Genomic DNA, 25895 nt, shown 5'->3' with positions numbered 1-25895 from the left:
ATTTCAGAGCTGAAGTAGAGGTTTTTTGCTGTACGCTTTTTGACAGGATTTTTGACGCGTTTTTTTGACTAAAGGCGGCAACGTGCTACATTAAGCCAATAACTCTTTAAACCTATTTGAAACGTAAGCCCATTTAAAATCCAAGTTCTTTAAAAAAACAACATAAGGAAGCATCATGCAGGCGGTTTTTTTAGATAAAGGCACCTTTTCTGACAATGTCGACTTACCAGCACCGAGCGGTATCAGCGATTATGTCACTTATAATGATACGTCAAAAGATAACGACCTCATCATTGAGCGCTGCCGTGACGCTGATATTATTATCACCAATAAAGTTAAAATTGATAGGGACGTTATTGCTAAATTACCTAAGCTCAAGCTTATTCAATTAACCGCCACTGGTAAGAATAATGTCGATCAAGACGCCTGCGCCGAGCACAATGTCGCGCTATATAATGTCGCCGGTTACGCGGTCAAAAGCGTGCCCGAGCATACCTTTATGCTAATGCTAAGTGCGATGCGCGCCAGTATCCATTATCATCAAAAAGTCGCCGATGGTACGTGGCGAGACAATGGTAATTTTTGCTTGCTTGATATTCCGCTCATCGATTTGGAAGATAAAACGCTGGGGATTATTGGTGCCGGTCATATTGGCAAACGGGTCACCGAAATCGCCCGCGCCTTTGGCATGACGGTCTTATGGGCAGAGCACCAAGGGCGTATGCCGCGTAACGAGGATTATACGGCGTTTGAAGAGGTACTAGCGCAGTCTGATGTAATAAGTTTGCATTGTCCATTAAATGAGCAAACCAAGCATTTGATTAATAAAGCTACTTTAGCGAAAATGGCTCGCCAGCCGCTTATCGTCAATGTCGCCCGCGGCGGTATCGTCGATAGCCAAGCGTTGACCGATGCCATTAACAGCGAACAAATCATCGGTTACGCTACCGATGTGTTTGAGCAAGAGCCTATTAGCGCTGACGACCCTTTACTCAGCCTTGCTGACCATCCGCGGGTGATATTTAGCCCGCATAACGCATGGGGCAGTAAAAGCGCGCAGGAAACCTTGTGGCAAATACTAAGTAAGCAAGTGACTGACTTTATTGATAACTGCCAATAAAATTAACGGCTGATTTAGCGGTTAAATCTTAACCAATTGTCTTTTATTTTACGGTATTTAAGCATCACGCGGTCACTCAGATAATTATTGGTGACCCGCCAAGGGTAGATATCGCCCTGCTTTGGCAATTCATGCTGCGCGCGCTGCACATAGCCTGCCGTTAGCGCGCCCATCACCGTGTCTGGCTGCGTATGCGCCTCGCTATGCGCCGTTTTTGCCTGCGGCCATACCACTTGATAACGCTGCTTATGCATGTAGCTAAGCAAACGCATCACGTACTGACAGGCCAAATCGATTTTTAGCGTCCATGATGCATTGGTATAGCCAAATAGCGCTACCATATTTGGTATACCCTCAATCATCACCGCCTTATACGTCATGCGTGATCCGATATCAATTGCCTGCCCATCTATGTAAATTTTAGCGCCGCCCAGCATTTGCAGCTTTAGCCCCGTTGCGGTGACGATAATATCAGCCTCAAGATGGTTGCCAGACTCAAGCATGATGCCAGTTTTGGTAAAGTGGCTGATTTGATCGGTGACGACGTCGGCTCTGTTGCCGTGTAACGCCTTAAATAAATCGCTATCTGGCACCGCACATAAGCGCTCATCCCACGGATTGTAAGCGGGCGTAAAATGGGCAATATCAACCCCGCTACCCTTTAATTCGGTTTTAACCCCACGTTTTAATAATGCCTTAATCACCTTGGGCGCGTATACAGCCGCTCGATATGTCCCCTGCTGCATCAACACATTACGTGTACGCAGCAGCTTATACGCTTGCTTTTTTGACAAGGGGGAAAACTTGCCCGCCAGCCAATCAAGCGCATAATCATCGCCCGGTACACTTGCCACATAAGTTGGCGAGCGTTGTAGCATGGTGACGTGCTGCGCGCACTGCTCGCCCTCTTCATCGACCATCGCAGGCAGTAGCGTCATCGCCGTGGCACCGCTACCAATGATGACAACTTTTTTATCGTCATAATTAACATTGTGCCAATGCTGCGGATGGATAATAGAACCTTGAAAATCTTCTTCTTTAGCAAAATGCGGTCGATAGCCTTGCTCATAGTCGTAGTAGCCTGTCGCACCGACGACAAACTTTGCCGTTAAGGTAAATACCTCGCCACTTACATGATTTTTTAACGTCGCCGTCCATCGCTGGCTATGACTTGACCATGATAACTGCTGCACTTCATGCTGATAGCGAATGTGTTCAGTGATACCAAATTCGCGCGCGGTATCGGCAATATAGTTTTTGATAGCACCGCCTTTTGCCAATACCCGATGATCCAACCACGGACGAAAGCTATAACCAAAGGTTAAGGCATCAGAGTCAGAGCGTATGCCTGGATAGGTAAATAAATCCCACGTGCCGCCTAAATCCGCGCGTTTTTCTAACACCACAAAGCGCTGTGTGTCTTTTTGCTTTTGCTTTATGTGTTTACGCTTGCGGCGGTTTTGTTGGCGAAATAACCGTTTGTGTTGCTGCTGCTGTAACCTGCAAGCCATACCGATGCCAGCAATCCCTGCACCGATAATAAGCATCTCATAATCGACTGGCACTGGCGTATTTAAATCTGATAAATTTGATAAAGATGATTTGGCTTTAAAGCGTTTTTTGAGCGCCTGTTTGGCGGCAGACATATCAAGCATAATACGATCCTTGTTTGTGCATGATGGCTGTTATGTTGTTGGTTTTAAGTGATGCGTTTTACATCATAAAGGATTTTAAATAAAAACTTTTATAAAATCAGTTTAACTGCCAGTCATTTAAAACGGACTTGGGCTCTCCCAATCCATCCAAGCCCCAAGCGTAGGATGCTTAAGGCGCAGCTGCTGCGCATGAAGGTTGAGCCGTGGCGCAATGGTCAAGGCAGCACCATCAGCATAAATCGGATCGCCAATCATCACATGACCGACGTGTACCATGTGCACGCGCAATTGATGGCTACGACCGGTCACAGGCTTTAATAATACGCGCGTGACTGTCTGACCGTTGCACGCTTCATGCGCCAAGACTTCATATAAAGTTAGCGCATTTTTCGACCAATCATGGTCAACGATATGGCGCGGTTTAGTCGTAGGCTCATAACGTACCGGCACCGAAATCTCGCCTTTATCACCAACGTTTTGCCACGCGCCAAAGACGCGCGCTTGATAGCTTTTTTGCGGCAGCCGCTCGATAAACTGCTTACTAATATGGCTTTGCGCGGCGGCATTTTTGGCAAAAATCAGCAGCCCTGAGGTATCCATGTCTAAGCGGTGAATCAATTTTACCGCCGGATTGGCGCGCTCAAGCCGTGCCAATAAACTGACCTTTAGTGTTTTACCATCGACGCTTAATAATCCAGCGGGCTTATCAACAACCCAAATATCATCGTCTTCATAAACCGTAATGTCTTGGGCAAATTTTTGAAAAAACTCAAGCGGATACGCATTTTCTTGCGCGTTTAGGGCGTCTATCTCGTCATCGGTAAAAGGCATAAAAATGGGCTACTTATATTAAAAAATTGGTTGTTTTAAGGAGTGGACTGTTTTAAGAAGTAATATCAAAGGATTTATACAAAAGCCATGCTGGTTTTAGGCGACATTTCTTTTAAACGATATAGGTATAGTCTGTCTAAGTTAAAATCGCTACGTTAACTGTTATATTTACATTATCTTAACTTACATTAATGAGAGCGCTAAAGCAGCATGACAGATAAAACCTAACCTGTATCATTATGTGTCGATTTATTGGGCTAATAGTAATTGTTAAACAATTTAACCGGTCTGCATCTGTCAACCTTGAGCAAACATGTTAATATAATGGCAGATTTTTACCACCTTCCAACCATTCTTTAGCCACTCATCGCTTTAATATAACGCCTATATTTTATTGATGGCTGGCGATAGAAATACTAAAACAAGAGAGAAAAACTATGTCAGACCTCATTGTAAATACTACCGACGCAAACTTTGACCAAGACGTCCTACAATCTGATACGCCAGTCTTGGTAGACTTTTGGGCAACTTGGTGTGGTCCTTGTAAAGCCATCGCGCCTATTTTAGAAGATTTAGCGAGCGAGTACCAAGGTAAAGTTAAAATCGTTAAAGTCGATGTCGATAACAACCCACAAGCGGCCAGCCGTTTTGGTATCCGTAACATCCCTACGCTGTTTGTTTTTAAAGACGGCGAAAAAGTCGATTCAGTCATGGGTTTACAGCCAAAAGCTGAACTTGCGAAAGTTTTAGATAAGCACTTATAAGTACCGTTTAATAAACGTCAATTAGTGGTTACTAATGGTCGTTTATTAACCATAGCGGTTTTAAAAAAATTGCTATTTAGTCTATAAAAAAGTGCTACCAAAAAAGCTATTATCTTCTTTAGATAATGGCTTTTTTGCTGCTTTTCTGAGCAAAAAGCTGGATAATACGACTTTTTTGGCAAAAATTATTGACAATGCCATCTTGAAGCCCGTATAGTCTGCTGACAAGAGAAAACTAACCATTTTCCTAAGTGTCTTGTCGCTATTCTCCTCGTGTTTATCAACAAAAACACAATCGTCATTATAAAACACCACTACTGAACGCAATGACTAAACACAATTACTGATATTGAGTTTTGACGCAGACTCTTATGTAGACTTCTTTATCTTCACTTCTTATGAGCGTGCCTGTATCTCTTACAACGCGGCCATAAGCTGACACGTAAAACCAATCCTACATAAACCCAAGCACTGTGTATACCCTCTATCGCCCTACATCCGTTGTTTTAATCCTTGTCATGATTTGTGCTGATAATGGCATCTCTCATCTGATCAACTGCTAACGACCTATCTATGAATCTTACTGAACTAAAGAAAAAATCCATCGCTGAGCTATTGGCCATCGCCAAAGAAATGGGGCTTGATAATATGGCGCGTAGCCGTAAACAAGACATTATCTTTGCTATTTTAAAAACTCATGCCCGCAACGGCGAGGCCATCTATGGTGATGGGGTGCTTGAGGTACTTCCCGATGGTTTTGGCTTTTTGCGCTCCTCTGAGGGCTCTTACTTAGCAGGCCCTGACGATATCTATGTCAGCCCGAGCCAAATTCGCCGCTTTAGTCTAAAAACGGGCGACAGTATCGCCGGCACGATTCGCCCGCCAAAAGATTCTGAGCGTTATTTTGCGCTATTAAAAGTCGGCGAGATTAACTTTGATACCCCAGATCGCTCGCGTCATAAGCTGATTTTTGAGAACTTAACCCCCCTCTTCCCAACTGAGCAATTAAAACTTGAGCTTGGTAACGGTACGACCGAAGACTTGACTGGTCGTATCATCGACCTAATTGCGCCAATTGGTAAAGGTCAGCGCTCAATTATCGTTGCACCGCCAAAAGCGGGTAAAACGATGCTGCTACAGTCGATTGCGCAGTCTATCACGCGCAACAACCCTGAATGCTACCTTATCGTCCTGCTCATCGATGAGCGTCCAGAAGAAGTCACCGAGATGGAGCGTACGGTGCGCGGCGAAGTCGTCGCTTCAACCTTTGATGAGCCGCCGCAGCGCCATGTGCAAGTGGCTGACATGGTCATCGAAAAAGCCAAACGTCTGGTCGAGCATAAGCAAGACGTGGTCATCTTACTTGACTCTATTACCCGCCTTGCCCGCGCCTATAACACTGTTATTCCGTCATCGGGTAAAGTGTTGACCGGTGGTTTAGATGCCAATGCGCTTGAGCGTCCAAAACGCTTCTTTGGTGCGGCGCGTAATGTCGAAGAAGGTGGCAGCTTGACCATTATTGCCAGTGCTTTGATTGATACGGGTAGTAAAATGGACAGCGTGATTTTTGAAGAATTTAAAGGCACGGGCAACCAAGAAATTACCCTTGAGCGTGATTTGGCAGAAAAACGTGTCTTCCCAGCGATTAATATCAAAAAATCTGGCACGCGCCGCGAAGAGCGCCTGCTTGACGAGGACACACTGCGTAAGGTTTGGATTTTACGTAAACTCTTGCAGCCGATGGATGGCGTGCAAGCGACTGAATTTTTGCTTGAGCGCTTAAAAGAAGCCAAAACCAACGACGAATTCTTTGAGCAAATGAAGCGTAAATCACAGAATTAATTGATGTTGAGTTGTTAGCTACTTAATGAGCCAATGAACCTCTAAAAATAAAGGCTACCTTAGGGTGGTCTTTGTTGTATCTAGACTCTTATGAATATTCACTTTAATGCTTACAGAGTTGATGCTTAAAAACAGTTAGCGGACTCTTGTTATAAATACAATAACTCTAAGCAAAAGCCCTACTAATGATACAGTGAAGCAACATACTTTACAGGTTATTTGCAAAGCTTAGCGTTTCTACTACGGCTTGTTAGAGGTAAACAAGCTATTATTAAAAGTAGTACAGACATATTTAGATACATCCTGTATATTGGATTTCAAAATTGACGACTTAATAGGTGACACTATGAAATTTGCTAAAACTTTTGCATTAACGGCTATTACTAGCTCAGCTCTAATGATGGGTGGTTGTGCGAATAACGGTTATGGTTATAACAGTGGCTTGAGCAATACTACTAAAGGCGCAGCCGCTGGTGCAGCTGCTGGTGCACTTCTTAAAAGTGGCGGCAATAGTAAAGACATCGCTCGCGGTGCTTTAGGCGGCGCTGCAATCGGCGGTGCTGGTGCTTATATTCTTGACCAAACCCGTTAATTGGTTTTAATAGACATTTAGCTATAAAAAAACCTGCAATTAATTGCAGGTTTTTTTGTGGTTGAAGTTTACGCTCATAGGCATTTTAATGGTCATTTTATAAACTTCTACTCTTTTTATAACGCCCCACTAAACGTATCACAAGATTGCACATTTCCGCTCTCAAGGCCGCGCGTAAACCACTGCACACGCTGCTGACTGGTGCCATGAGTAAAGTTATCGGGTACCACGGCGCTGCCACTTGCTCGCGCTAAGCGATCATCACCAATTTGACTGGCCGCATTGATAGCCTCATCGATGTCGCCCGCCTCTAAAAATTGCACGCGCTCTTGATTGCGCTGTGCCCACACGCCAGCAAAACAGTCGGCCTGTAATTCTTGCAATACCGATAGTCTATTAGCCTGCGCGCGCGTTACTTGACGGCTGGCTTCATTTACTTGTTGCGTAATACCTAGCAAAGTCTGCACATGGTGACCGACCTCATGAGCGATAACATACGCTTGCGCAAAATCTCCAGCCTTGCCTTGATTTTCGCTATCGCCTGAGCCTTGCTCGTCGCCTGTAATGCCTAAGTTTTGACGCATTTCTACAAAAAACGAGGTATCCAAATACACCGTCTGATCACCTGGGCAATAAAAGGGCCCCGTTGCCGCGCTTGCACTGCCGCAAGCTGAGTTGACCCGACCATTGAATAAAAGCAATGACGGTTCTTTATAAGTACTGCCGGCCTCATTAAATATTTGATGCCAAACTTCTTCGGTGTCGGCCAATACAACTTTTACAAATCGAGTATCCCGATCATCGCTATTGGCAGGCTCAGTAGCCGTATTACCGCCGCCGGCGATTACTTGCCCTGTTTGTAGTGCGGTCATCGGATTGACCCCAAACACCAGCCATAAAATACCGGCAATAATAATACCGCCGATACCGCCGCCAATCATCTTGCCGCCGCCACTGCTTGTGCGCACGTTTGAGCTGCCGCGTCTGTCTTGCCATTTCATATCTCTCTCCTAAAAATACTATAAGCCTTGCTGTTCTTATCTTAGTAAATCTCGTTATCTGGTCCGTGTTGTTATAGCAAATTTCGCGCAATCCTTTGATTCTAAATGTCCGTTTTTATCTTTTATGGCTTTTATATCTCTAACTTTTTTATAAACTTTTAACGCTCTTATTTAATGATACTGCGATTGATAAAAACGCTATAAATAGTTAGAAAATATCCTTCCAATCTTAAGAGAAAAGCCTTTTTAAGAAAGGTCTTAAAACACACTGATGTCATTGATTATACGTCGATTAATTTGGCTTGTTGTATTAAAAAGTATAATAAGTCAGCAAGGTAAAATTTCATTTACAAAATTATTGTTACTTAATTGTACAACCTCTTTCCATCCAGAAAGAAATCATATAGAATGCGTGAAAGCTGAGTAGCTGTAATTAATACTAGTTGAATTCTGAAAAATTTCGGAGATTCAACCTTTTTTGCTGCTACTGATCATTTCATTTTCCCGGAGAAACCTTATGAAACTTAAATTACTTGCTCTAGCTGGTATCATGACTGCAACTATGGGCCTTACTGCCTGTGATAGCAACAAAGAAAACGCTGCTGAAGATTTATCTGACGCGCAAGAAGAAGTGCAAGACGCTCAAGAAGAGCTAAACGAAGCTGGTACTGACGGCGAAGCGGTTCCTGCTGATGCAGACGCTGCTGTAGCTGATGCTGAAGCTGACATCGCTCAAGCACAAGCTGCTACTTCTACTGACGAAGTAGACGCTGAAGTACCTGTAGACGGCGATACTACGAGCGTTGACGCAGCTAGCGAAACGCCTGCTGTAGACGCAGCTGATGAAGTTGTTGTAGAAGAACCAGCTCAGTAATTTTTATTTTTCATAGTAGAAATTCTGTAGTAAAAAAGAGAGCGTATGCTCTCTTTTTTTATGCCTGTTAATCTTATCCACTGACTATTTAGTGTCTTTACCCATCACATAAAATTCAGCGTGGTGTAAAACCGAAAAGCGTTGTTATTAAAAGGCTTTTTTATTAAACGCTTAGTATTAAAAAGCGGCGTTAAAGGGCGTTAAAGTTAGGATTAATGGATAACCAAGCACTATTCATCAAATAAACGCTCATCAACTTGTTGGCGAAATTTTTGTCCTGTTTTAAAGGTAACGACGCGGCGTGCTGATACCGCAACAGGCTCCCCTGTTTTTGGGTTGCGACCGGGGCGGCTGTTTTTATCTTTAAGCTCAAAGTTGCCAAAGCCTGAAAGCTTGACCTCTTTGCCATCAATCAAACTCTCTGACAACTCGTCAAAAAAATTCTCCACCAAACAGCGGCCTTCTTGGCGTGTCAGGTTAAGATGACTCATCAAATGCTCAATCATGTCAGATTTGGTTAAGGTGCTCACAGTACGACTCCTATGCTATGTCGTGATGTCAAATATCATGGTTTAGCGGTATGAGGATTAATGTCAGCTATTATAAAGGTTTTTTGCCATCTTTTTAATAAAGTCTGCATTAAAATCCTTTATTAATAACCACTTAAGTTATTTTATGAATAGTATTTACTATAAAATAATTATTTTTATAAATAGCAAAGCACCATAGTCCCGCACTTGACGAGACCATAGAGCGTTTTAGGTTTTTATATTGACGTTTTAGCTGTCACGCAGCTGGGCGGCGTGCTGCTCGGTGAGCGCTTGCACGACCTTATCCGTTGCCGCTTTTACCGCTTCATCAGATAACGTCTGCGCTTGGTCTTGCCATATTAAAGCAAAAGCTAGAGAGCGCTGACCGGTCGGGACTTTGTCGCCTTGATAAACATCGAACAGCCATACGTCCGTTAGCAGCTCACCTGCAGCTGCACGAATCGTTGACTCTAACGTCTGCAAGCTGATATTAGAGTCGACCAAGATGGCAATGTCGCGGCGTACGTGCGGGAACTTGCTTGGTGTCGTAATCGCATGCTGCTCACGCATGAGCGTCAGTAGCGGCGCGAGTGATAACTGGGCGACCCAAGTAGCGGGCAAATCTAACTGTTTAGCGGTACTTGGATGCAGTTGACCCAACCAACCGACATAGGCGTCATCGATATATAGCTTAGCGCTTTGGCCCGGATGCAAGAAAGCCAGCTCGCTACGCTCATAGCGAATACGCGAACGCTTAATTTGGTCAGGAAGTAGCTGCTCAATATCATGCTTAAGGTCATAAAAATCTAGCGCACGGTTTTGATACGCTTGCTCATCCCAAACATCGCCGACCGCTACTAACGCAATACTTGGCGTTTGTACCAGCTCGCTAATACTTTGTCCAACAAAGCTTAGACCTGTCTCAAAAAAACGTACGCGCGGCTGCTGACGGTTTAAGTTATATTGCACACAAGGCAGTAAGCTTGACAGCAATGTGCGGCGCATTACCGCCAAATCACTAGAGATAGGATTGGCTAATGCCAACACTTCACCAAGCGCTTTATCATCAAGCAAGGCTTCTATTTTTGCATCGCTAAAGCTAAAGCTAATCGCTTCCATATAACCGTTATTGACCAGTGCGAGCTTTAGCTCATGCGTCAAATCCGCCGTATCGTCATAATCCATGCTGACTTGCAAGTGCGGTAATACGCTTGGGATATTGTCATAGCCGTAGATACGCGCAATCTCTTCAATCAAGTCCTCGCGGATGCTCATATCAAAGCGATACGATGGCGGCGTGCAAATCAAGCTATCTGTTTGCTGCTCCACTTTAAACCCTAACTGAGTTAGGATGCGCACCATCACTGCTGGCTCAATCTCAATACCGATGACATCACGAACCTTCGCGATTGGTAAGGTAATGGACGTACGGGCTGGCAAGTACTGGCGATTTTCTACTTTAACAATTTGTCCTGCTTGCGAATTCGTGACGCTGGTAATCAAATCAACAGCACGCGCCAGTGCTAGCTCTGGTAATTCAAAGTCGACGCCGCGCTCAAAACGTTGTGATGCATCGGTATGCAAACCAAAACGGCGGGCGCGCGCCGCGATGGCCAATGGATTAAAAAAGGCACTTTCAAGCACAATACTAGTCGTGCTGTCAGTCACACTACTGCGCTGACCGCCCATGATACCCGCTAACGCAAGCGCACCTTGCTCATCAGCAATGACCAATTCATCGCCCATTAAGCTAATGGTTTGCTCATTTAGTAAGGTAATGGTTTCTTCAGGCTGCGCCAAACGCACAACGATATCGCCAACGATGGTATCGGCATCAAACGCATGTAGCGGCTGGCCAAGCTCCATCAACACGTAATTAGTCACATCAACCAAGAAGTTGTGCGAGCGCAGTCCTGACTGCACCAGTGCATCAGTCATCCATTTTGGCGTATCAATACTGCGATCAATATTGCTAATCGATTGCAGCAAATAACGCGGACAAGCCTCGACTGCGTCTACGGTTACGGCTGGCGTCGTAGTGTCGGCATCGTTAGCAGTAATAGCAACATTGGCAGGAATCTTAGGCTGCTGCATCGGTAAATCGTTAATGACTGATATCTCACGGGCAATACCGCGTACGCTAAAGCAATCGCCGCGGTTTGGCGTGATGGAGATATCTAGTATTTGATTGTCTAAACCTAAATACTCACGAATATCCACGCCAACTGGCGCATCAGCTGGCAGCTCAAGCAGCCCATCGATGCTATCGGTTAAATCAATCTCAGACGCGCCGCACAGCATACCGTTTGAGGCAACGCCGCGTAGCTTACTTTTTTTGATTTTAAAGCCCGCTTTACCGTCACTGACATCATCGCTTGGCAACACCGCACCAACGGTGGCAACAGGCGCTTTCATACCGACCGTCACATTTGGCGCACCGCAGACGATTTGTAATGGCTCAACTTCTCCAATATTTACCTGCGTAACACGCAGTTTATCGGCATCTGGATGCTGCTCGACGCTGATGACTTCGCCGACAACCACACCACTAAAAGCACGGGCAACTGCAAAGCGATCGTCAATCTCAAGCCCCGCCATGGTTAACTGTTCGGCCAATTGCTCACTGCTATTGTTGGGGTTTACCCATTGACGTAGCCACTGTTCGCTAATTTTCATAAATATCTCGGATCAGAATTTTATAATAAAGATTTTAGAATAAAGGGTGACGTATTAATAACGACCATCTAGCCAAACTGTTTTAAAAAGCGTACGTCGTTCTGGAAAAACAGGCGCAAGTCATCGATACCGTAATACAGCATCGCAAAACGCTCAATCCCCATACCAAAGGCAAAGCCAGTATATTTATCGCTATCAATACCGCAGTTGGTCAGCACTTGTGGGTGTACCATGCCGCAGCCCATGACTTCTAGCCATTTACCATTATCATCTAAGATATCGACTTCGGCTGACGGCTCGGTAAACGGGAAAAATGACGGGCGAAAGCGTACCGTTAATTCTTTAGCAAAAAACGCTTCTAGAAACTCGCTAATCAAACCTTTTAGCTCGGCAAAGGTGCTCGACTCAGTCACCATTAAGCCCTCTAGCTGATGGAACATCGGCGAATGCGTTTGGTCTGAGTCATTGCGGTAAACGCGGCCTGGGCAAATGATACGAATTGGCGGTTCGTTTTTTTCCATGGTACGAATTTGCACGGGGCTGGTGTGCGTACGTAGTAGATAGTGCGCATCAAAATAAAAGGTATCGTGCATCGCCCGTGCTGGGTGATGCGACGGGATATTAAGCGCTTCAAAGTTATAATAGTCGCTTTCAACCTCAGGGCCAGTGGCGACATTAAAGCCCGCTTGGATAAAATACTGCTGCATACGCTGGGTAATCATGGTGATAGGATGCAAATGACCTTTTTGGCCACCGCGCGCAGGCAAAGTGATATCAATACTCTCGGCTTCAAGCTTGGCATTTAGTGCAGCCACTTCGAGCTCTTGCTGCTGAGCGGTCAACGCCTCTTGAATACGGCTACGCACCTCGTGCAACCAGCCACCGTAGGTTTTTTTGTCATCGCCGCTAAGCTTACCCATCTGCTTTGACCAGCCGGTCAGCGCGCTTTTTTTGCCCGTCAGCTGCACGCGCAGATCTTGCAGCGCACGTGCATCGGTTACTTGTAGGATTAACGCTTCAGCAGCGCTGGCGAAATCGTTTAGCTGAGCTTCATTAAGCTCGCTTAGCTCTGAGGACAAGGTCGGTAGCGCCGACAAATCGGTGGTAGCAGCAGGGGTAGTCATAAGACGCATTCTTCCTGATTTAAACGGACTATTAATGATAGTGATTTGTAATTGTAGGGATTTGACCAAATATTGCAAATCATTTCATTTAATATAAAGGCGGATGATAGAAATGGCTTGAATATTTAGACAAAGGATTTATTAGGTAGTGGCTTTATTAGACAATAACTTTATTAGTCAGTGACTTTATTAAACACAACTTTAAATGATAATTTTAGACCATAAAAAGTGCAAGGGTGTAAAAAGCATGCTGCAGTTTATCTTTGATAAAACGAACAATAAAACTATTTACTATAAGAAAACTTTACTATAAAAAAAGCCACCGACCAGCGGTAGCTTTTATTAATATCGTACTATTAATCAATATCAGTCCTATCCATTTAAACAGTCACTTAAACAAGCTGAAAATTTAAAGGATGGTTAATATTTAGGCCAATTCCGCTTTTGCTTTTTCAACCAAGGCGGTGAAAGTCGCTGCATCATGCATAGCGATGTCAGCAAGTACGCGACGATCGATGGCGATGTTTGCTTTTTTCAAGCCATTGATAAGGCGGCTATAGCTTAAGCCGTTTAAGCGTGCACCAGCATTGATACGTGCGATCCAAAGACGACGGAAAGTACGTTTTTTGTTGCGACGGTCACGATATGCATATTGACCAGCTTTGGTCACTGCCTGTACCGCTACGCGATAAACACGTGAACGGGCACCGTAGTAGCCTTTTGCGCGCTTTAAGATTTTTTTGTGACGGCGATTTGCCTGTACACCACGTTTTACACGGGCCATAAATTACTCCAAGATTTTAATCATTATTAGACGAATCACGATGTCTTTAAATGGTAGACATCGTTATCAAATTGCAAAGTCAAATATTTTTAATCGGGTAAGACCAAATCAAATACAGATGACAATAGGTATTAGATGTATGGGCACATACGACGAACTGCTGCTTCGTCAGACTTGTCCACCATCTTTAAACCACGCAACTGGCGGATACGCTTAGCTGATTTCTTGGTCAAGATATGGCTTTTAAATGCTTGCTTACGCTTAAAGCCGTTCGCTGTTCTTTTGAAGCGTTTAGCGGCGCCGCTTCTGGTTTTCATCTTAATTTTCATGATGATTTGCCTCTTTGTCTTTGATAGAACCTGGTCGTCAAATAGTTGATTACGAATAGTGGCTTTAAAAACAAGCACTAAACGGCTATTTGCCTCGAGGTGGGAGGCGCTATTTTAGCAGATAGCGCGCTGTTTTGCCAAGGAAAGTTTTAATCCTACTTTGCTATGGTCGGTGAATCGCTCTTAAATAAATGCGACCAAAAACGTCCTCTTGCTATAATTGTGCTCTATTTCCTGATTTAAGCTATTGAATGTCGGTCTAAGCTGTGTTTAAGTAGCGTTTGCGCGCGACTTTTAATCCTTTTTATCACCTTCTAATTCCTCCTTTTAAGACGACAGATAGATTATGACTTTACCTGCCTGGCTTGCTGCCGTAAATTTTAATGCTGATGGTTTGATTCCTGCAATTGCCCAAGATTTGCAATCAGGGCGTATTTTAATGATGGCGTGGATGAACGCCGAATCACTACAATTGACCGCACAAACCCAAACGGCGGTATATTTTTCGCGCTCGCGCGGCAAGTTGTGGCATAAAGGCGAATCATCAGGGCATACCCAGCGCGTGCATGATATTCGTTTGGACTGCGACGCTGATGTGATTGTGCTGAGCGTCACGCAAGCGGGCGGTATCGCCTGTCATACTGGCCGCGAGTCCTGTTTTTATCAGCGTTTGGATTTGTCGGGGCAAACGCCTGAATGGCAAACGGTTGATAAAGTGTTAAAAGACCCTGCGGATATTTATCCTGCCAACGGCACTGAAAAAGTCACCCCTCAAGTACATGAAGCGCCATCGAAAAATACAGTCGATGCTACTAATAATGCCACTAATACCAATAACAATGTCTCTACCAATCACTCTATTTTGCAGCAACTTGATAAGGTATTGGCCGAGCGCAAACAAGCGGATGCCGATAGCTCGTACGTAGCAAGCTTATACGCAAAGGGTCTAAATAAAATACTAGAAAAAATCGGCGAAGAAAGTACAGAGAGCATCATCGCCGCCAAAGACTTAGCCAATTGCAATGAACGTAGCGATAAAACCCAATATGACGAAGCGCGCCACGAGCTTATTTATGAAGTCGCTGATGTTTGGTTCCATACCTTAGTTGGTTTGGCTTGGTTTGACATAGATTCAGAGGCGGTATTGAGTGAGCTGGGCCGGCGCTTTGGTCTGTCAGGAATTGACGAAAAAGCGGCGCGCTAGACTTTTTGAATTTGGTCGTCTGCTAGGTAACTGACAGCTTGCAGTAGTAAAAACCAAACTGCCTCTGTGTTCGATTGTTGCGCTGTTTGATTATTGTTGCTTTCGCCTTTTTGCCTCAACGACAGGGTATAATATAGCTCTATTTTATTTTGCATAAGATATCGCTACTTTTTGTTTACGCTAGCAACTTCCTATACACTCAAAGTCTTTTAAAGACTAAAAACCAAGACCTAAGGATAGTATTATGGGTAGTTTTTCCATTACGCATTGGCTGATTTTATTGGTCGTGGTGGTTGTCGTGTTTGGCACCTCCAAGCTAAGAAACGCCGGCAAAGATTTGGGCGGCGCAGTCAAAGGTTTTAAAGATGCCGTGAAAGATGAAAATACCGAACATGCAAAAAAGCAAGTCGTGCTCGATCATGACGGTAACGCGCACCCAGCCGACCGTGCGGCAGCTAATAAAGTAGATGACGCCGATGTTCGCTCTACCACTACCGATGATAGCCACAAGCTATAAGGTATAAGGCGTGCTGCCTCTAGATAGTGATATGTGACGCTTATGTTTGATATTGGGTTTTCTGAATTACTGCTGTTTGGCGTCATCGCCTTAATCGTCTTGGGGCCAGAAAAGCTGCCCCAAGCGGCGCGTACGGCTGGGCAGTGGTATGCCAAAATTCGCCGCACGGTGACTACTTTGCAATCTGAAATCGAAGCTGAGCTTGACTTGGCTGAAACACGCCAGCAAATGCAAAAAGAGCTTGCCAAAATCCGTCAAACTGAAGCGGAAATGCGCCGTGAAATGGCGGAAATGCGCGGCAGTATGCAAGAGTTTGAATTTTCGCAAAACCAGCATTTAAAAGCCGCTCATAATCCAGTGATTGATGACGAGCAAAGTAACAGTGACAAAATGGTTAATGACCAATCTTCTGGTGAAGCTGCTATGCCAAAAGAGTTTGCTTACAGCTATGAAGATCGTTCGCAAAATAACCTAGCAAAAGTATCGCATGACCATGTAAAAGCTGACGCCCATGACGATAACGCTATAAGCGTGACAGAACAAACTGCCCTTATCATCACTACCAAACCATGGGAAAACATGTGGTTTCGTCTTGGTGCTTACGATAAAGCGCGTCGTTTGCCGCCGCCGCCCTATTTGCCAAATCACAAAGCCGATATTTTATTAAACAGTCATGTCAACCATTTAGAAGACACTTCTTTAGAAGATAATCCTTTAAACACCCAGGCTTCTGCCAATCAGCAGGAGAGTGATTAGTGGGTTTATTTAAACGTAAAAAAACTCGTCAAGAAAAAGGTACGACCTCAGACATCGATGCTATTACAGATGCTGCTACAGATGCGGCTGCGCATGATGACTCTGGCGATATCTTAAGCTCGACGGCTGATATGCCCATTACCGAGCATTTGATTGAGCTGCGCCGCCATCTGATTAAGATATGCGTCGCAGTATTGGTGATATTCTTAGCCTTGGTTGGATTTTCGCGCGAATTGTATGACTTCTTATCCGACCCATTGGTTGCCCAGTTACCCGCCAATTCAACCATGATTGCAACCGATATTACCTCTAACTTTATGGCGCCGATTCGCCTGAGCATATTTGTTGCCGCCTTTCTGGCGATGCCCTATATTTTGTATCAAATCTGGTCGTTTGTCGCGCCGGGTTTATATAAAAAAGAGAAAAAAATCGCTATTCCCGTTTTGATGTCCTCTATCTTTTTATTTTATGCCGGAGTGGCGTTTGCTTATTTTATCGTCCTTAAAGGTGTTTTAAAATTCTTTATTATGTTCGCGCCGCAAAACGTCTTGCCGATGACCGATATCGACAGTTATTTGAGTTTTGCGCTCAAGCTCTTTATGGTATTTGGGCTGACCTTTGAGATTCCAGTGGTGACTTTGCTATTGATATTGGTCGGTATCGTCTCCATTCAGAGCCTAGAAGACAAACGCCGTTATATTATTGTCGGCTGTTTTGGCGTTGCTGCTATTGTTACGCCGCCTGATGGGGTGTCAATGTTGATGCTTGCCATCCCGATGTGGTTGTTATTTGAGCTCGGTTTATTTTTAGCAAAAATTTTAATCAAAGAAGAACGCGGTCTTGATTTAACAGACGATGCGGGATTAAAAAAAGAATAACGCTACTTATCAGGCATTTATTCAAAAAGCAGCCAACGCGCTAATCTGTTAATATGACTTTCTTAATAGCTTAGTTCTACCCTCATTCTCAGTCATTTTAAAAACAATCATTTTCTATTTTCTTAAACACAGTGTCTCGATATTACCGTCATCATAAGTCAGCCATTGTTTATGCAGTGGCTTTTTTTACCTGCTTTTACCCGCGTTAATTTGTCCCCTTCTAGTTTTTAGGTAGCTTTTTATGTCCGCATCGATGCCAGCTTATATGAGCGATCCCACTGATGAGCAGCTGAACGCGCTCAATATGGCGATGGATCACAAATCATTTAAAGTGGTCGCCTATGCGGGCGCAGGGAAAACGACGACGCTTAAATTAATCGGTGAGCGTTTGCGTGGTCGCGGCTTATATTTAGCCTTTAACAAAGCCATTGCCAACGATGCACGGCAGAAATTCCCCGGTCATGTCGATTGCCGCACCTTCCACTCACTGGCTTATCGTCATGTACCGCGTGATATCACCGCTAAATTGTCGTTACCAAGGTTTTCACCAAAGCGTTTGGGTGATGATTTGGGCTTGCAACCCGTGCAAGTCCGGCGGCAAATGGATGGGGTGAATAAATATATTACCCTCACGCCGGCACGCTTGTCGCGGTTTGTCAGTGATGCGGTCAGTAACTTTTGCAGTACGCACGCAAGCTATCCTGCCCCAAGGCATATTGAATTCCCAAGCTGGCTTGCTGAGTCAGACAGCGAGCAGCTGCGCGAAATGCTCTACCCTGCCGTTGAGCAGCGCTGGTTACAGTCGATTGATGCACGCCATCCAGCTGGTATTGGCCACGATATTTACCTTAAACTTTGGGCGTTATCAAAGCCTAGCATTCCAGCCGACTTTATTTTATTTGATGAAGCGCAAGATGCCGACCCTTTAATGATGGGCATTTTGACCCAGCAGCCTCGGCAGGTCATTTATGTTGGCGACGCCCATCAGCAGATTTATGAATGGCGCGGCGCGGTGAATGCGATGAAAAAATTGCCATTGCCGCAAACTTTATTAACCCAATCCTTTCGTTTTGGCGAGCCGATTGCGGATATTGCCAATACCTTGCTTAAAGCCTTGCAAGAAGACGTGCCGCTAAAAGGCAATCCTAATAAGCAATCCTCTACCGAAAAAAGCATGGTGCATAGTAAAAAAGATGCCATCCTTTGCCGCACCAATGCCGCTGCAATGGCGCAATTATTGACGGGATTAAAACTCGGTCATAGAGTTGCTCTGCAAGCCGATACCGATCGTATGCTGAAGTTTTGTCAGGCAGCTGAAAACTTAAAAAATGGCAAATCAGCGTATGGCGTACCCGAACTGGCGTATTTTTATAATTGGGGCGACGTGCAAGAATATTCTGAAACCAGTGAAGGTAGCGATCTCAAAACATTGGTGAAATTGGTCGACGATCACGGCACCAATGTATTAAGCCAAGCGGTCAATAGCTTATCCAGTATTGAAAATGCCGATTATGTCATCTCAACCGCGCATAAGGCCAAAGGGCTTGAGTGGGGAAAAGTACAGCTCGATGATGATTTTTATTATGATGTAACCACCAATGCAGTAAAAATTAGCCCAGAAGAGCTGCGTTTGCTTTACGTTGCTTGTACGCGCGCGCAAAGCAATTTAGATATCCATCATATTAAAGACTTGATATCAGGCTTGCAGACAGGAAAAAAGGTGATTTTTGGCAATACTTAGTTTTCTCACCTATCTCTCACCTCATAGCCTTTGCCGACCTCAATTTATAACGTTGACTCTCCGATCATGAATCATAATCAGCAACTTCAAGCACGCCAAAACACCATACAGCAATTATTTACCAAACCCGTCCGCCTTCTTGCCCCTATGGAAGGCCTAACCGATCCATTAATGCGGCAAATCTTGACCCAAATTGCGACAGATTTAGGTCGTCCTTATGATTGGTCGGTCAGCGAATTTATTCGCGTTACCCAAACTGTCTTGCCAGCGCATGTGTTTTATAAATATGTGCCAGAATTGCATCATGATGCCAAAACCACATCCGGCACGCCGATTCATATTCAGCTACTTGGTAGTGACGTACAGTTAATGGCAGAAAACGCCGCTTATGCTTGCGAGCTTGGGGCGCCAGTGATCGATATTAACTTTGGCTGCCCTGCAAAAACCGTCAATAGCCACCGCGGCGGCTCAGTGCTACTTGACGAGCCTGAAGTGATGCATGAAATCATCAGCGCCGTACGCTGTGCCGTACCCGCCAATATTCCTGTCTCTGCAAAGATACGTTTGGGTTATACCGATAGCAGCCGCATGGATGACATCAAAGCTGCGATTAACGACAGCGGCGCTGATTGGCTGACCATTCACGCTCGCACAAAGACCCAAGGCTATAAGCCGCCAGCTTATTGGGAGAAAATCCAAAATTTTAATACGCTTAATATCCCAGTGATTGCCAATGGTGAGATATGGAATTTAGAGCACGCGCAAAACTGTATGGCGCAATCAGGCACCGCCCACTTAATGCTTGGGCGCGGCGCTGTCACTCGTCCTGATTTGATTGCTCAAATTGATAAAGCCAACAGTCAGGTTTTAGACGATAAAGCGACATTATTATGGCAAGATTTAATTGCCCATCAGATTAATTTTTTGGAAGGTGCGGCGAAAAATGATGTGGTGTTAGTCGGTCGCTATAAGCAGTGGCTTGGCATGCTCACCAAAGGTTATTTTGAGGCGCAGCAACTGTGGGAAAGTATTAAGCGAGAAAAAAATAAAGCCGTGATTATTAACGCACTGCAAAACAGCCTACGCTAATAATCACCGCTTTGTCATAAAATCATGAGCTTTATAAATGAATAAGCTAAAAACTGAGCCGAATCGCTAAATAAAATAGCATCAATGAGCACGCCATTGACAGTAACCAAAGTATTGAGCGAAACGTTGCTAAATTAGTAATATACGCGGCGCAATAGCCAATACGAATCAGCACATAAAGCCAAGCGATGGTATTAATAATCAACTGCGGCACAAAAAATAGCATAGCAACCAGTACGGCTGCCAAAAATATCGGCAAGGTTTCATAGCTGTTTTTCTGAGCAGCATTGGTGCGAGCCGCTGCGCCCGTCGTTCCTTGCAGAAAATCACGCGGATGGGCATTATCAGCCAAATTAAAACCGCCAAGTACTTTTGCCGTCAGCGCCATCAATAGTGGTAGCAAACTTGCCACCACCATCGCCCAAATAGCTGACGCAGCGCTATCGGGAATTAAGCCAAAGAATAGATTCATAAGCCTGTTCGCCCTTATCCTGCGATTACTGCAAAATCGTGCGTGACATTAACGCCGCCTTGCACCAGCATCCGGCTGGCTGAGCAGTATTTTTCTGCGGACAGCTTGATGGCTTTTTCTACTTGGCTTTCTTTCACATCTTGCCCCGTCACCACAAAATGCATATGAATGTCGGTATACACTGCTGGAATGGTCTCAGCGCGCTGCGCGGTCAGCTCACAACGCACATCTGTCACTTGTTGGCGCGACTTTTGTAAAATTGCCACCACATCATAGCTGGCACAGCCGCCGAGCCCTAATAAAATCAGCTCCATTGGGCTGGCGCCTTTTTCTTTATCAGCATCGATTTGGACGTTATGTCCTGATGGTGACACGCCCATAAAGGCTTTGTTTTCTTGCCACGTGATGCTTGCTTTTGACTCTGACATCTTGATTATTCCTTGTTTTAATTGCTACGTTTTTCATTTAAACGACTTTTCAAAGACAGTTATTTTTTATTTTATGACAACGTTTTTATTTTGCTAGGCATTTCTTTTGCTAGTGTAGCATAAGCCAAAACCAGATTTATGACGCCCTTTCCTCGTTTACCTTTTCTTGTTTACCTTTTATAAATCGCTACCTTATTTATTCTTTAACAATAATATTCGATATTTAAGTATTTATACACCTATCGTTACCGCGACTTATCATTATTAGAAAAATTTGCGGAATTTACTTACAAAAGTAGGCTTATAACTGATTGATTTTAAAGTATTAATCTTGTGAAACATTTTATAGCAAAATACTGTTACACATTTTGGTTGTTTCTTGGTTTAATAACGGTAATGAATCTTATTTTGTCATAGTACTGATGGTGATCACCCTATAATAACTATGATTGCTGTCGTTGTACCTTGGCGAAATAAGCTATTTTTAGACAATTTAAAAGGGTTTAGTCATGATAGATGCAGACGGCTTTCGCGCCAATGTCGGCATTATCTTGGCAAATACACAAGGGCAAGTTCTGTGGGCAAAACGTATTGGTCACAACGCTTGGCAGTTCCCTCAAGGCGGCATCGACCGCGGGGAGACGCCGTTGGATGCGATGTATCGCGAGCTCTGGGAAGAGGTCGGTTTACATCCGTGTCATGTCGATTTACTGGCGGTCACGCAAGATTGGTTGCGCTACCGCCTGCCGAAACGCTATGTGCGTCATGGGCAGTATCCTTTGTGTATTGGGCAAAAACAAAAATGGTTTTTGCTGCGCTTAGATGAGCCGAACACTCAACATATCCGCTTTGATGAGGGTAAACCAGAATTTGACCATTGGCAATGGGTCAGCTATTGGTATCCACTCGGACAAGTGATTCATTTTAAACGCGGGGTATACCGTCGCGCCTTGCAAGAATTGGTACGCGAACTACCGCTTAAACAAGAGCTGATTATTCCAGAACAAAACAACCATTTGTTGGTGGAATAAAGAGGTTGATTGCTCAGGCAAGCGAATAAAAAAAACGAATCCTCCTATTGATAGCTGCTATTAATAGGGGGATTTTTTTATGCTAAATTTGTCTGATGCTGGCATTCACGGCTAATAAGCGCTGCATGGATTCGTTCGCTAGGTGAATTTTTTTGACGACGTAAGGTTAAAATACTTTGTGTTCGTGTACCATAGCTTGGCATTGGTGCATTGCTGATGGCGCTTAAATCAGCAGATTCTATATAAACAGAGGACAGCGCTTGTTCGATGGTAATATCGACGCCCGTATTAGGCAGCTTATCTGCGGGCGCTGGCGTGCTGTCCGACATCACGGCAAAAGCCGCGCTTTGCCAGTACTCAGGCACGCTATTTTCAGCAATCAACGGTATGACCTCTTGGCGTAGGCGGCCACGCAGACGCTCCGTTTTGAACCATGCTTCTTCTGGTTGCCCATTAGAGAGTACGTACAGTCCGGCATATAACGGCGTCGGCGCATGACCACGATTATTGACAATGACTGCTTGCGCCGTATCACCAATAATAAGGTTAAAGCCTGCGTACTCTTGCAAGCTGATTTGCCGCGCAAAATCTAGCGGGCTTAGCGTACTGGTCAAGAAATCGGTGACCAATGCCCCACGCGAGCGTTCGTCATGACTTGCCTGCACGCCATCACGAAAGTTTAATACCGCCGCCCAGCGTCCGTTTTGCTCACAAAAATCGCCATGCTGCTGTTGATGAATACCAAGCCAGGTACCGCCGCTTTGCTTATCGCGTCCTGCGTAAATAGGCTTATCTACCCACTGATGCAGCGGCTCTGTCGGACGCTGCAAAAACTCATCACGATTGGACAATAAAACCAAAGGCAGCTCATCAAATAACTGCCAAGCAATGGCGACGATACACATAGTTTTCCTTTTATACGGTTCGGATATGTCCTCAATGTAATTGATAGCCATCTAAATAAACTAACAATGACCACATAAAGACGCTAAAAAATGGCGACATTTTTATCTTAGCGGTTTTTGCGGCGCTTTGCCATTTATTCAATCGTTCATTTATTTATCCATACCTTTAACATAGTATGCGCGATAGTGTTCGCAAGGGATGAATTTTGCTATTATAGTCAGCATTTTACTAACAATAATTATGATACCTTTATGATGATTCATCCTCAGTTTGACCCCGTAGCGCTGTCCTTGGGGCCAGTGGAAGTGCACTGGTATGGTTTGATGTACTTACTGGCGTTTGCGGCCGCTTATGGCCTCGCTTGGTATCGCAGCAGCAAACGCGACAATTGGACCACCGATATGGTCTCTGATTTGGTCTTTTATGGTGCCCTTGGTGTCATTTTGGGCGGCCGTATCGGCTACGTGTTGTTTTATCAATTTGGCGAACTATTACAAAACCCAGCATATCTTTTCAAAGTATGGGAAGGCGGCATGTCTTTTCACGGCGGCATGATTGGTGTCTTATTAGGCATGCTATATTTTGCCCGCAAATATAAAAAGACGCCTTTTCAGGTGCTTGATTTTATCGTGCCTTGCGTGCCAACCGGCCTATTATTTGGACGTATCGGCAACTACATCAATGGCGAGCTGTGGGGGCGCGTCTCAGATGGTGGCTATAACTGGCTGACCTACTTTCCGCAAGCCGCGGCCTTTGATGCGCAGCAATTACAAACCAATCCTGAGCTACAAGCGTTGATGCTTGAGGTCAATGGGCAGTATTTATTGCCGCGTCATCCATCGCAGCTCTACGAAGCCCTTGCTGAAGGCCTGCTACTCTTTATCTTTTTATGGTGGTATTCCTCAAAGCCGCGTCCACGTATGGCGGTCTCGGCTGTCTTCTTATTGGGCTACGGTATTAGCCGCTTTATCATTGAGTTTTTCCGTCAGCCAGACGCCGACCAAGGATTTATTTTGCTCGGCTGGATGACCAAAGGCCAAATACTAAGCGCGCCAATGATTATTGTTGGCTTAATCATCCTGATTTACGCCTATAAACGCGGTATTTACGATTGGGGTAAGCAGGCAGCTTATTAAGCATTATTTAGTATCAAATGCCTTATTAGAGGCTATATTAAGCATTAAGAACCACAGTGAAGGTACGTTTTCACAGCGTAAAAGAGCAATTTTATGAGCAGTAATTACCACAACAGTAAAAATGAGCAAGCCTACTTAGATTTGCTCCAACACGTCCTGTCTCATGGCAGCGAAAAAGGCGATCGTACCGGCACTGGTACGCTAAGCCACTTTGGCGCACAGCTACGTTTTGACTTAGCCGATGGATTTCCGTTATTGACTACCAAAAAAGTTCATTTTAAATCCATCGTGTATGAGCTATTTTGGTTTTTAAGCGGTAGCACCCACGTCGATTATCTGCAAGAAAATAACGTGCGCATTTGGAATGAGTGGGCGACCGCTGAGCAAACCGCGCGCTTTAACCGTCCTGCGGGCGACCTCGGTCCCATTTATGGTCATCAATGGCGCAATTATGGCGCAACCAAGCGTGAAGACGGCAATTATGAGAACGATGGCATCGACCAAATCACCGACGTCATTGAACAAATTAAGACCAATCCTAACTCGCGCCGTTTAATCGTCTCTGGCTGGAATCCAAAGGAAGCCGAGCAAGTTGCCCTGCCGCCTTGCCATACACTATTTCAGTTCTTTGTGGCAGACAATAAACTGTCATGCCAGCTCTACCAGCGCTCAGCGGATTTATTTTTAGGTGTGCCATTTAATATTGCCAGCTACGCGCTCTTAACCCACATGGTGGCGCAAGTATGCGGTCTAGAGGTTGGCGAATTTATCTGGACGGGCGGCGATTGTCACATTTACCAAAACCACCGCGCGCAAGTCGAATTGCAACTAACGCGTTCGCTTTATAGCTTGCCCACCTTGACGCTAAACCCTGACATCAAAGACATTTTTGCCTTTAGCTATGATGATATCAGCGTCGAAGGGTACGAGTCGCATCCTGCCATTAAAGCCAAGGTTGCCGTCTAAATGTTTATCGCTTGCATATTATTTGACTGTTAAAAGACCATAAAAAGGATATCTTATGAGTTATGCCAACACCGAAGTTGCCCAAATCGTGGCCATCAGTAGCAATCGCTGTATCGGCAAAGGAAATGCGCTGCCGTGGCATATCTCAGCTGACTTGCAGCACTTTAAAAACATGACCACCAAACAAAGTGATGGCGCAATCCAAGGTATCGTCATTATGGGCCGCAAAACCTTTGAGTCGATGGGCAGCAAGCCGCTACCAAAACGTATCAGCTTTATCATTACTACCCAGTTAGATTATGCCGAAAAAAATGGCTTGGTCGGTAGCGAAAAAGCTTATGTGATGCATAATTTAGACGATGCGCTGACACAAGCGGCCAGCCTTGCCCACGGTGCGCACCTTGATACCATTTGGGTCATCGGCGGCGAGCGCGTCTTTAATGAGGCAATGATGTACACCGACCGTGTCGAGCTGACCCATGTCGAGACTGACATTACCGATGGCGATGCGTTTTATCCCGAGCTGCCAGACGATTTTATGGTCGTAGAAGAATCCGAGCAAAAACACGATGAGAAAAGTGGCTTAGATTTTAAATTTGTGACTTATAAAAGACAAGCTACTAAATAATAATACCAATCCCAATAATTA

26 protein-coding genes are annotated in these 25895 nt (G+C 44.7%); 15 read left to right on the top strand and 11 right to left on the bottom strand.

The features are described from left to right. The first annotated feature begins 175 nt into the window (after nt 1–175). Entirely contained in the window at nt 176–1120 is a 945-nt protein-coding gene (locus B4240_RS06845) for a D-2-hydroxyacid dehydrogenase (RefSeq protein ID WP_296237741.1), read from the top strand. A 14-nt stretch (nt 1121–1134) separates the two neighbouring features. Here B4240_RS06845 and B4240_RS06840 read toward each other — a convergent pair whose 3' ends face one another. Then, nucleotides 1135–2685, bottom strand: a complete 1551-nt coding sequence (locus B4240_RS06840; protein ID WP_414707101.1) for a flavin-containing monooxygenase — start codon at nt 2683–2685, stop codon at nt 1135–1137. 207 nt (nt 2686–2892) lie between these two features. After that, complete coding sequence (locus B4240_RS06835; RefSeq protein ID WP_296237737.1) at nt 2893–3606, bottom strand: RluA family pseudouridine synthase; 714 nt, start codon at nt 3604–3606, stop codon at nt 2893–2895. A 437-nt stretch (nt 3607–4043) separates the two neighbouring features. On the opposite strand from B4240_RS06835, the gene trxA reads away from it, so the two are divergent. The 3 genes from trxA (at nt 4044) to B4240_RS06820 (ending at nt 6804) form a co-directional block, all read left to right on the top strand. Further along, nucleotides 4044–4370: a thioredoxin gene (gene trxA, locus B4240_RS06830; RefSeq protein ID WP_296237736.1), complete on the top strand. Its 327-nt coding sequence runs from the start codon at nt 4044–4046 to the stop codon at nt 4368–4370. A 573-nt stretch (nt 4371–4943) separates the two neighbouring features. After that, nucleotides 4944–6212 (top strand): transcription termination factor Rho, encoded by a 1269-nt coding sequence (rho, locus tag B4240_RS06825; protein ID WP_296237732.1) that lies wholly within the window; start codon nt 4944–4946, stop codon nt 6210–6212. A gap of 346 nt (nt 6213–6558) precedes the next feature. Continuing rightward, nucleotides 6559–6804 (top strand): hypothetical protein, encoded by a 246-nt coding sequence (locus B4240_RS06820; RefSeq protein ID WP_296237730.1) that lies wholly within the window; start codon nt 6559–6561, stop codon nt 6802–6804. 116 nt (nt 6805–6920) lie between these two features. On the opposite strand, the gene ypfJ is transcribed toward B4240_RS06820, so the two are convergent. Continuing rightward, nucleotides 6921–7805: a KPN_02809 family neutral zinc metallopeptidase gene (gene ypfJ, locus B4240_RS06815; RefSeq protein WP_296237728.1), complete on the bottom strand. Its 885-nt coding sequence runs from the start codon at nt 7803–7805 to the stop codon at nt 6921–6923. Between the two features lie 517 nt (nt 7806–8322). On the opposite strand from ypfJ, the gene B4240_RS06810 reads away from it, so the two are divergent. Further along, entirely contained in the window at nt 8323–8679 is a 357-nt protein-coding gene (locus tag B4240_RS06810; RefSeq protein WP_296237726.1) for a hypothetical protein, read from the top strand. 230 nt (nt 8680–8909) lie between these two features. Here B4240_RS06810 and B4240_RS06805 read toward each other — a convergent pair whose 3' ends face one another. The 5 genes from B4240_RS06805 to rpmI form a co-directional block, all read right to left on the bottom strand. Further along, a complete protein-coding gene (locus B4240_RS06805; protein ID WP_079692789.1) occupies nt 8910–9209 on the bottom strand; it encodes an integration host factor subunit alpha in 300 nt (99 codons plus the stop codon). 249 nt (nt 9210–9458) lie between these two features. Beyond that, the gene (pheT, locus tag B4240_RS06800; RefSeq protein ID WP_296237725.1) at nt 9459–11885 is read right to left on the bottom strand and encodes a phenylalanine--tRNA ligase subunit beta; all 2427 of its coding nucleotides are present in this window, start codon (nt 11883–11885) and stop codon (nt 9459–9461) included. A gap of 68 nt (nt 11886–11953) precedes the next feature. Continuing rightward, a complete protein-coding gene (gene pheS, locus B4240_RS06795) occupies nt 11954–13009 on the bottom strand; it encodes a phenylalanine--tRNA ligase subunit alpha (RefSeq protein WP_296237724.1) in 1056 nt (351 codons plus the stop codon). Between the two features lie 427 nt (nt 13010–13436). After that, a complete protein-coding gene (gene rplT / locus B4240_RS06790; RefSeq protein WP_058369591.1) occupies nt 13437–13793 on the bottom strand; it encodes a 50S ribosomal protein L20 in 357 nt (118 codons plus the stop codon). A 131-nt stretch (nt 13794–13924) separates the two neighbouring features. Beyond that, nucleotides 13925–14122: a 50S ribosomal protein L35 gene (gene rpmI, locus B4240_RS06785; protein ID WP_296237722.1), complete on the bottom strand. Its 198-nt coding sequence runs from the start codon at nt 14120–14122 to the stop codon at nt 13925–13927. Nucleotides 14123–14468: 346 nt separating this feature from the next. Here rpmI and hisI point away from each other — a divergent pair, with 346 nt between their 5' ends. From hisI to B4240_RS06755, 6 genes are all read left to right on the top strand, one after another. Then, nucleotides 14469–15326 carry a phosphoribosyl-AMP cyclohydrolase gene (gene hisI, locus B4240_RS06780; RefSeq protein WP_296237720.1) on the top strand — a complete coding sequence of 286 codons (858 nt, stop codon included), beginning with the start codon at nt 14469–14471 and terminating at the stop codon, nt 15324–15326. A 244-nt stretch (nt 15327–15570) separates the two neighbouring features. Beyond that, entirely contained in the window at nt 15571–15843 is a 273-nt protein-coding gene (tatA, locus tag B4240_RS06775) for a Sec-independent protein translocase subunit TatA (protein ID WP_296237718.1), read from the top strand. A 42-nt stretch (nt 15844–15885) separates the two neighbouring features. Beyond that, nucleotides 15886–16599 (top strand): Sec-independent protein translocase protein TatB, encoded by a 714-nt coding sequence (tatB, locus tag B4240_RS06770; protein WP_296237716.1) that lies wholly within the window; start codon nt 15886–15888, stop codon nt 16597–16599. Next, nucleotides 16599–17477 (top strand): twin-arginine translocase subunit TatC, encoded by an 879-nt coding sequence (tatC, locus tag B4240_RS06765; protein WP_296237714.1) that lies wholly within the window; start codon nt 16599–16601, stop codon nt 17475–17477. Before tatB ends, tatC begins: the two co-directional genes overlap by 1 nt. 241 nt (nt 17478–17718) lie before the next feature. Beyond that, entirely contained in the window at nt 17719–19218 is a 1500-nt protein-coding gene (locus B4240_RS06760; protein ID WP_296237713.1) for a UvrD-helicase domain-containing protein, read from the top strand. A gap of 66 nt (nt 19219–19284) precedes the next feature. Continuing rightward, entirely contained in the window at nt 19285–20307 is a 1023-nt protein-coding gene (locus B4240_RS06755) for a tRNA dihydrouridine synthase (RefSeq protein ID WP_296237711.1), read from the top strand. 46 nt (nt 20308–20353) lie between these two features. On the opposite strand, the gene B4240_RS06750 is transcribed toward B4240_RS06755, so the two are convergent. Then, entirely contained in the window at nt 20354–20779 is a 426-nt protein-coding gene (locus B4240_RS06750) for an MAPEG family protein (protein WP_296237710.1), read from the bottom strand. Nucleotides 20780–20793: 14 nt separating this feature from the next. Continuing rightward, a complete protein-coding gene (locus tag B4240_RS06745; protein WP_296237709.1) occupies nt 20794–21207 on the bottom strand; it encodes an OsmC family protein in 414 nt (137 codons plus the stop codon). 509 nt (nt 21208–21716) lie between these two features. Between B4240_RS06745 and B4240_RS06740 the strand changes: the two genes are divergently transcribed. Beyond that, on the top strand, nt 21717–22238 hold the full coding sequence (locus B4240_RS06740; RefSeq protein WP_296237707.1) for an RNA pyrophosphohydrolase: 522 nt from the start codon (nt 21717–21719) through the stop codon (nt 22236–22238). A gap of 77 nt (nt 22239–22315) precedes the next feature. Here the strand turns inward: B4240_RS06740 and B4240_RS06735 are convergent, their stop codons facing one another. Next, the gene (locus B4240_RS06735; RefSeq protein ID WP_296237706.1) at nt 22316–23143 is read right to left on the bottom strand and encodes an NRDE family protein; all 828 of its coding nucleotides are present in this window, start codon (nt 23141–23143) and stop codon (nt 22316–22318) included. A 252-nt stretch (nt 23144–23395) separates the two neighbouring features. On the opposite strand from B4240_RS06735, the gene lgt reads away from it, so the two are divergent. The 3 genes from lgt (at nt 23396) to B4240_RS06720 (ending at nt 25874) form a co-directional block, all read left to right on the top strand. Then, nucleotides 23396–24280 carry a prolipoprotein diacylglyceryl transferase gene (lgt, locus tag B4240_RS06730; RefSeq protein ID WP_296237704.1) on the top strand — a complete coding sequence of 295 codons (885 nt, stop codon included), beginning with the start codon at nt 23396–23398 and terminating at the stop codon, nt 24278–24280. A gap of 93 nt (nt 24281–24373) precedes the next feature. Beyond that, on the top strand, nt 24374–25246 hold the full coding sequence (locus B4240_RS06725; protein WP_296237702.1) for a thymidylate synthase: 873 nt from the start codon (nt 24374–24376) through the stop codon (nt 25244–25246). 55 nt (nt 25247–25301) lie between these two features. Beyond that, nucleotides 25302–25874: a dihydrofolate reductase gene (locus B4240_RS06720; RefSeq protein WP_296237701.1), complete on the top strand. Its 573-nt coding sequence runs from the start codon at nt 25302–25304 to the stop codon at nt 25872–25874. The last annotated feature ends 21 nt before the right edge of the window (nt 25875–25895 follow it).

The sequence above is a fragment of the Psychrobacter sp. UBA5136 genome, assembly GCF_002414005.1.
GTDB lineage: Bacteria > Pseudomonadota > Gammaproteobacteria > Pseudomonadales > Moraxellaceae > Psychrobacter.
Note: the sequence above shows the minus strand (reverse complement) of the source record. Positions and strands in the feature narration are given on the sequence as shown.

What these genes read in the sequence shown, in the direction of transcription:
- B4240_RS06820 (WP_296237730.1), top strand. Translation starts at nt 6,559, where the DNA reads ATGAAATTTGCTAAAACTTTTGCATTAACGGCTATTACTAGCTCAGCT.
- rplT (WP_058369591.1), bottom strand. Translation starts at nt 13,793, where the DNA reads ATGGCCCGTGTAAAACGTGGTGTACAGGCAAATCGCCGTCACAAAAAA.
- B4240_RS06835 (WP_296237737.1), bottom strand. Translation starts at nt 3,606, where the DNA reads ATGCCTTTTACCGATGACGAGATAGACGCCCTAAACGCGCAAGAAAAT.
- B4240_RS06810 (WP_296237726.1), top strand. Translation starts at nt 8,323, where the DNA reads ATGAAACTTAAATTACTTGCTCTAGCTGGTATCATGACTGCAACTATG.
- hisI (WP_296237720.1), top strand. Translation starts at nt 14,469, where the DNA reads ATGACTTTACCTGCCTGGCTTGCTGCCGTAAATTTTAATGCTGATGGT.
- tatA (WP_296237718.1), top strand. Translation starts at nt 15,571, where the DNA reads ATGGGTAGTTTTTCCATTACGCATTGGCTGATTTTATTGGTCGTGGTG.
- ypfJ (WP_296237728.1), bottom strand. Translation starts at nt 7,805, where the DNA reads ATGAAATGGCAAGACAGACGCGGCAGCTCAAACGTGCGCACAAGCAGT.
- B4240_RS06845 (WP_296237741.1), top strand. Translation starts at nt 176, where the DNA reads ATGCAGGCGGTTTTTTTAGATAAAGGCACCTTTTCTGACAATGTCGAC.
- rpmI (WP_296237722.1), bottom strand. Translation starts at nt 14,122, where the DNA reads ATGAAAATTAAGATGAAAACCAGAAGCGGCGCCGCTAAACGCTTCAAA.
- pheT (WP_296237725.1), bottom strand. Translation starts at nt 11,885, where the DNA reads ATGAAAATTAGCGAACAGTGGCTACGTCAATGGGTAAACCCCAACAAT.
- B4240_RS06735 (WP_296237706.1), bottom strand. Translation starts at nt 23,143, where the DNA reads ATGTGTATCGTCGCCATTGCTTGGCAGTTATTTGATGAGCTGCCTTTG.
- lgt (WP_296237704.1), top strand. Translation starts at nt 23,396, where the DNA reads ATGATGATTCATCCTCAGTTTGACCCCGTAGCGCTGTCCTTGGGGCCA.
- B4240_RS06745 (WP_296237709.1), bottom strand. Translation starts at nt 21,207, where the DNA reads ATGTCAGAGTCAAAAGCAAGCATCACGTGGCAAGAAAACAAAGCCTTT.
- trxA (WP_296237736.1), top strand. Translation starts at nt 4,044, where the DNA reads ATGTCAGACCTCATTGTAAATACTACCGACGCAAACTTTGACCAAGAC.
- rho (WP_296237732.1), top strand. Translation starts at nt 4,944, where the DNA reads ATGAATCTTACTGAACTAAAGAAAAAATCCATCGCTGAGCTATTGGCC.
- tatB (WP_296237716.1), top strand. Translation starts at nt 15,886, where the DNA reads ATGTTTGATATTGGGTTTTCTGAATTACTGCTGTTTGGCGTCATCGCC.
- pheS (WP_296237724.1), bottom strand. Translation starts at nt 13,009, where the DNA reads ATGACTACCCCTGCTGCTACCACCGATTTGTCGGCGCTACCGACCTTG.
- B4240_RS06725 (WP_296237702.1), top strand. Translation starts at nt 24,374, where the DNA reads ATGAGCAGTAATTACCACAACAGTAAAAATGAGCAAGCCTACTTAGAT.
- B4240_RS06755 (WP_296237711.1), top strand. Translation starts at nt 19,285, where the DNA reads ATGAATCATAATCAGCAACTTCAAGCACGCCAAAACACCATACAGCAA.
- B4240_RS06720 (WP_296237701.1), top strand. Translation starts at nt 25,302, where the DNA reads ATGAGTTATGCCAACACCGAAGTTGCCCAAATCGTGGCCATCAGTAGC.
- B4240_RS06740 (WP_296237707.1), top strand. Translation starts at nt 21,717, where the DNA reads ATGATAGATGCAGACGGCTTTCGCGCCAATGTCGGCATTATCTTGGCA.
- B4240_RS06750 (WP_296237710.1), bottom strand. Translation starts at nt 20,779, where the DNA reads ATGAATCTATTCTTTGGCTTAATTCCCGATAGCGCTGCGTCAGCTATT.
- B4240_RS06760 (WP_296237713.1), top strand. Translation starts at nt 17,719, where the DNA reads ATGTCCGCATCGATGCCAGCTTATATGAGCGATCCCACTGATGAGCAG.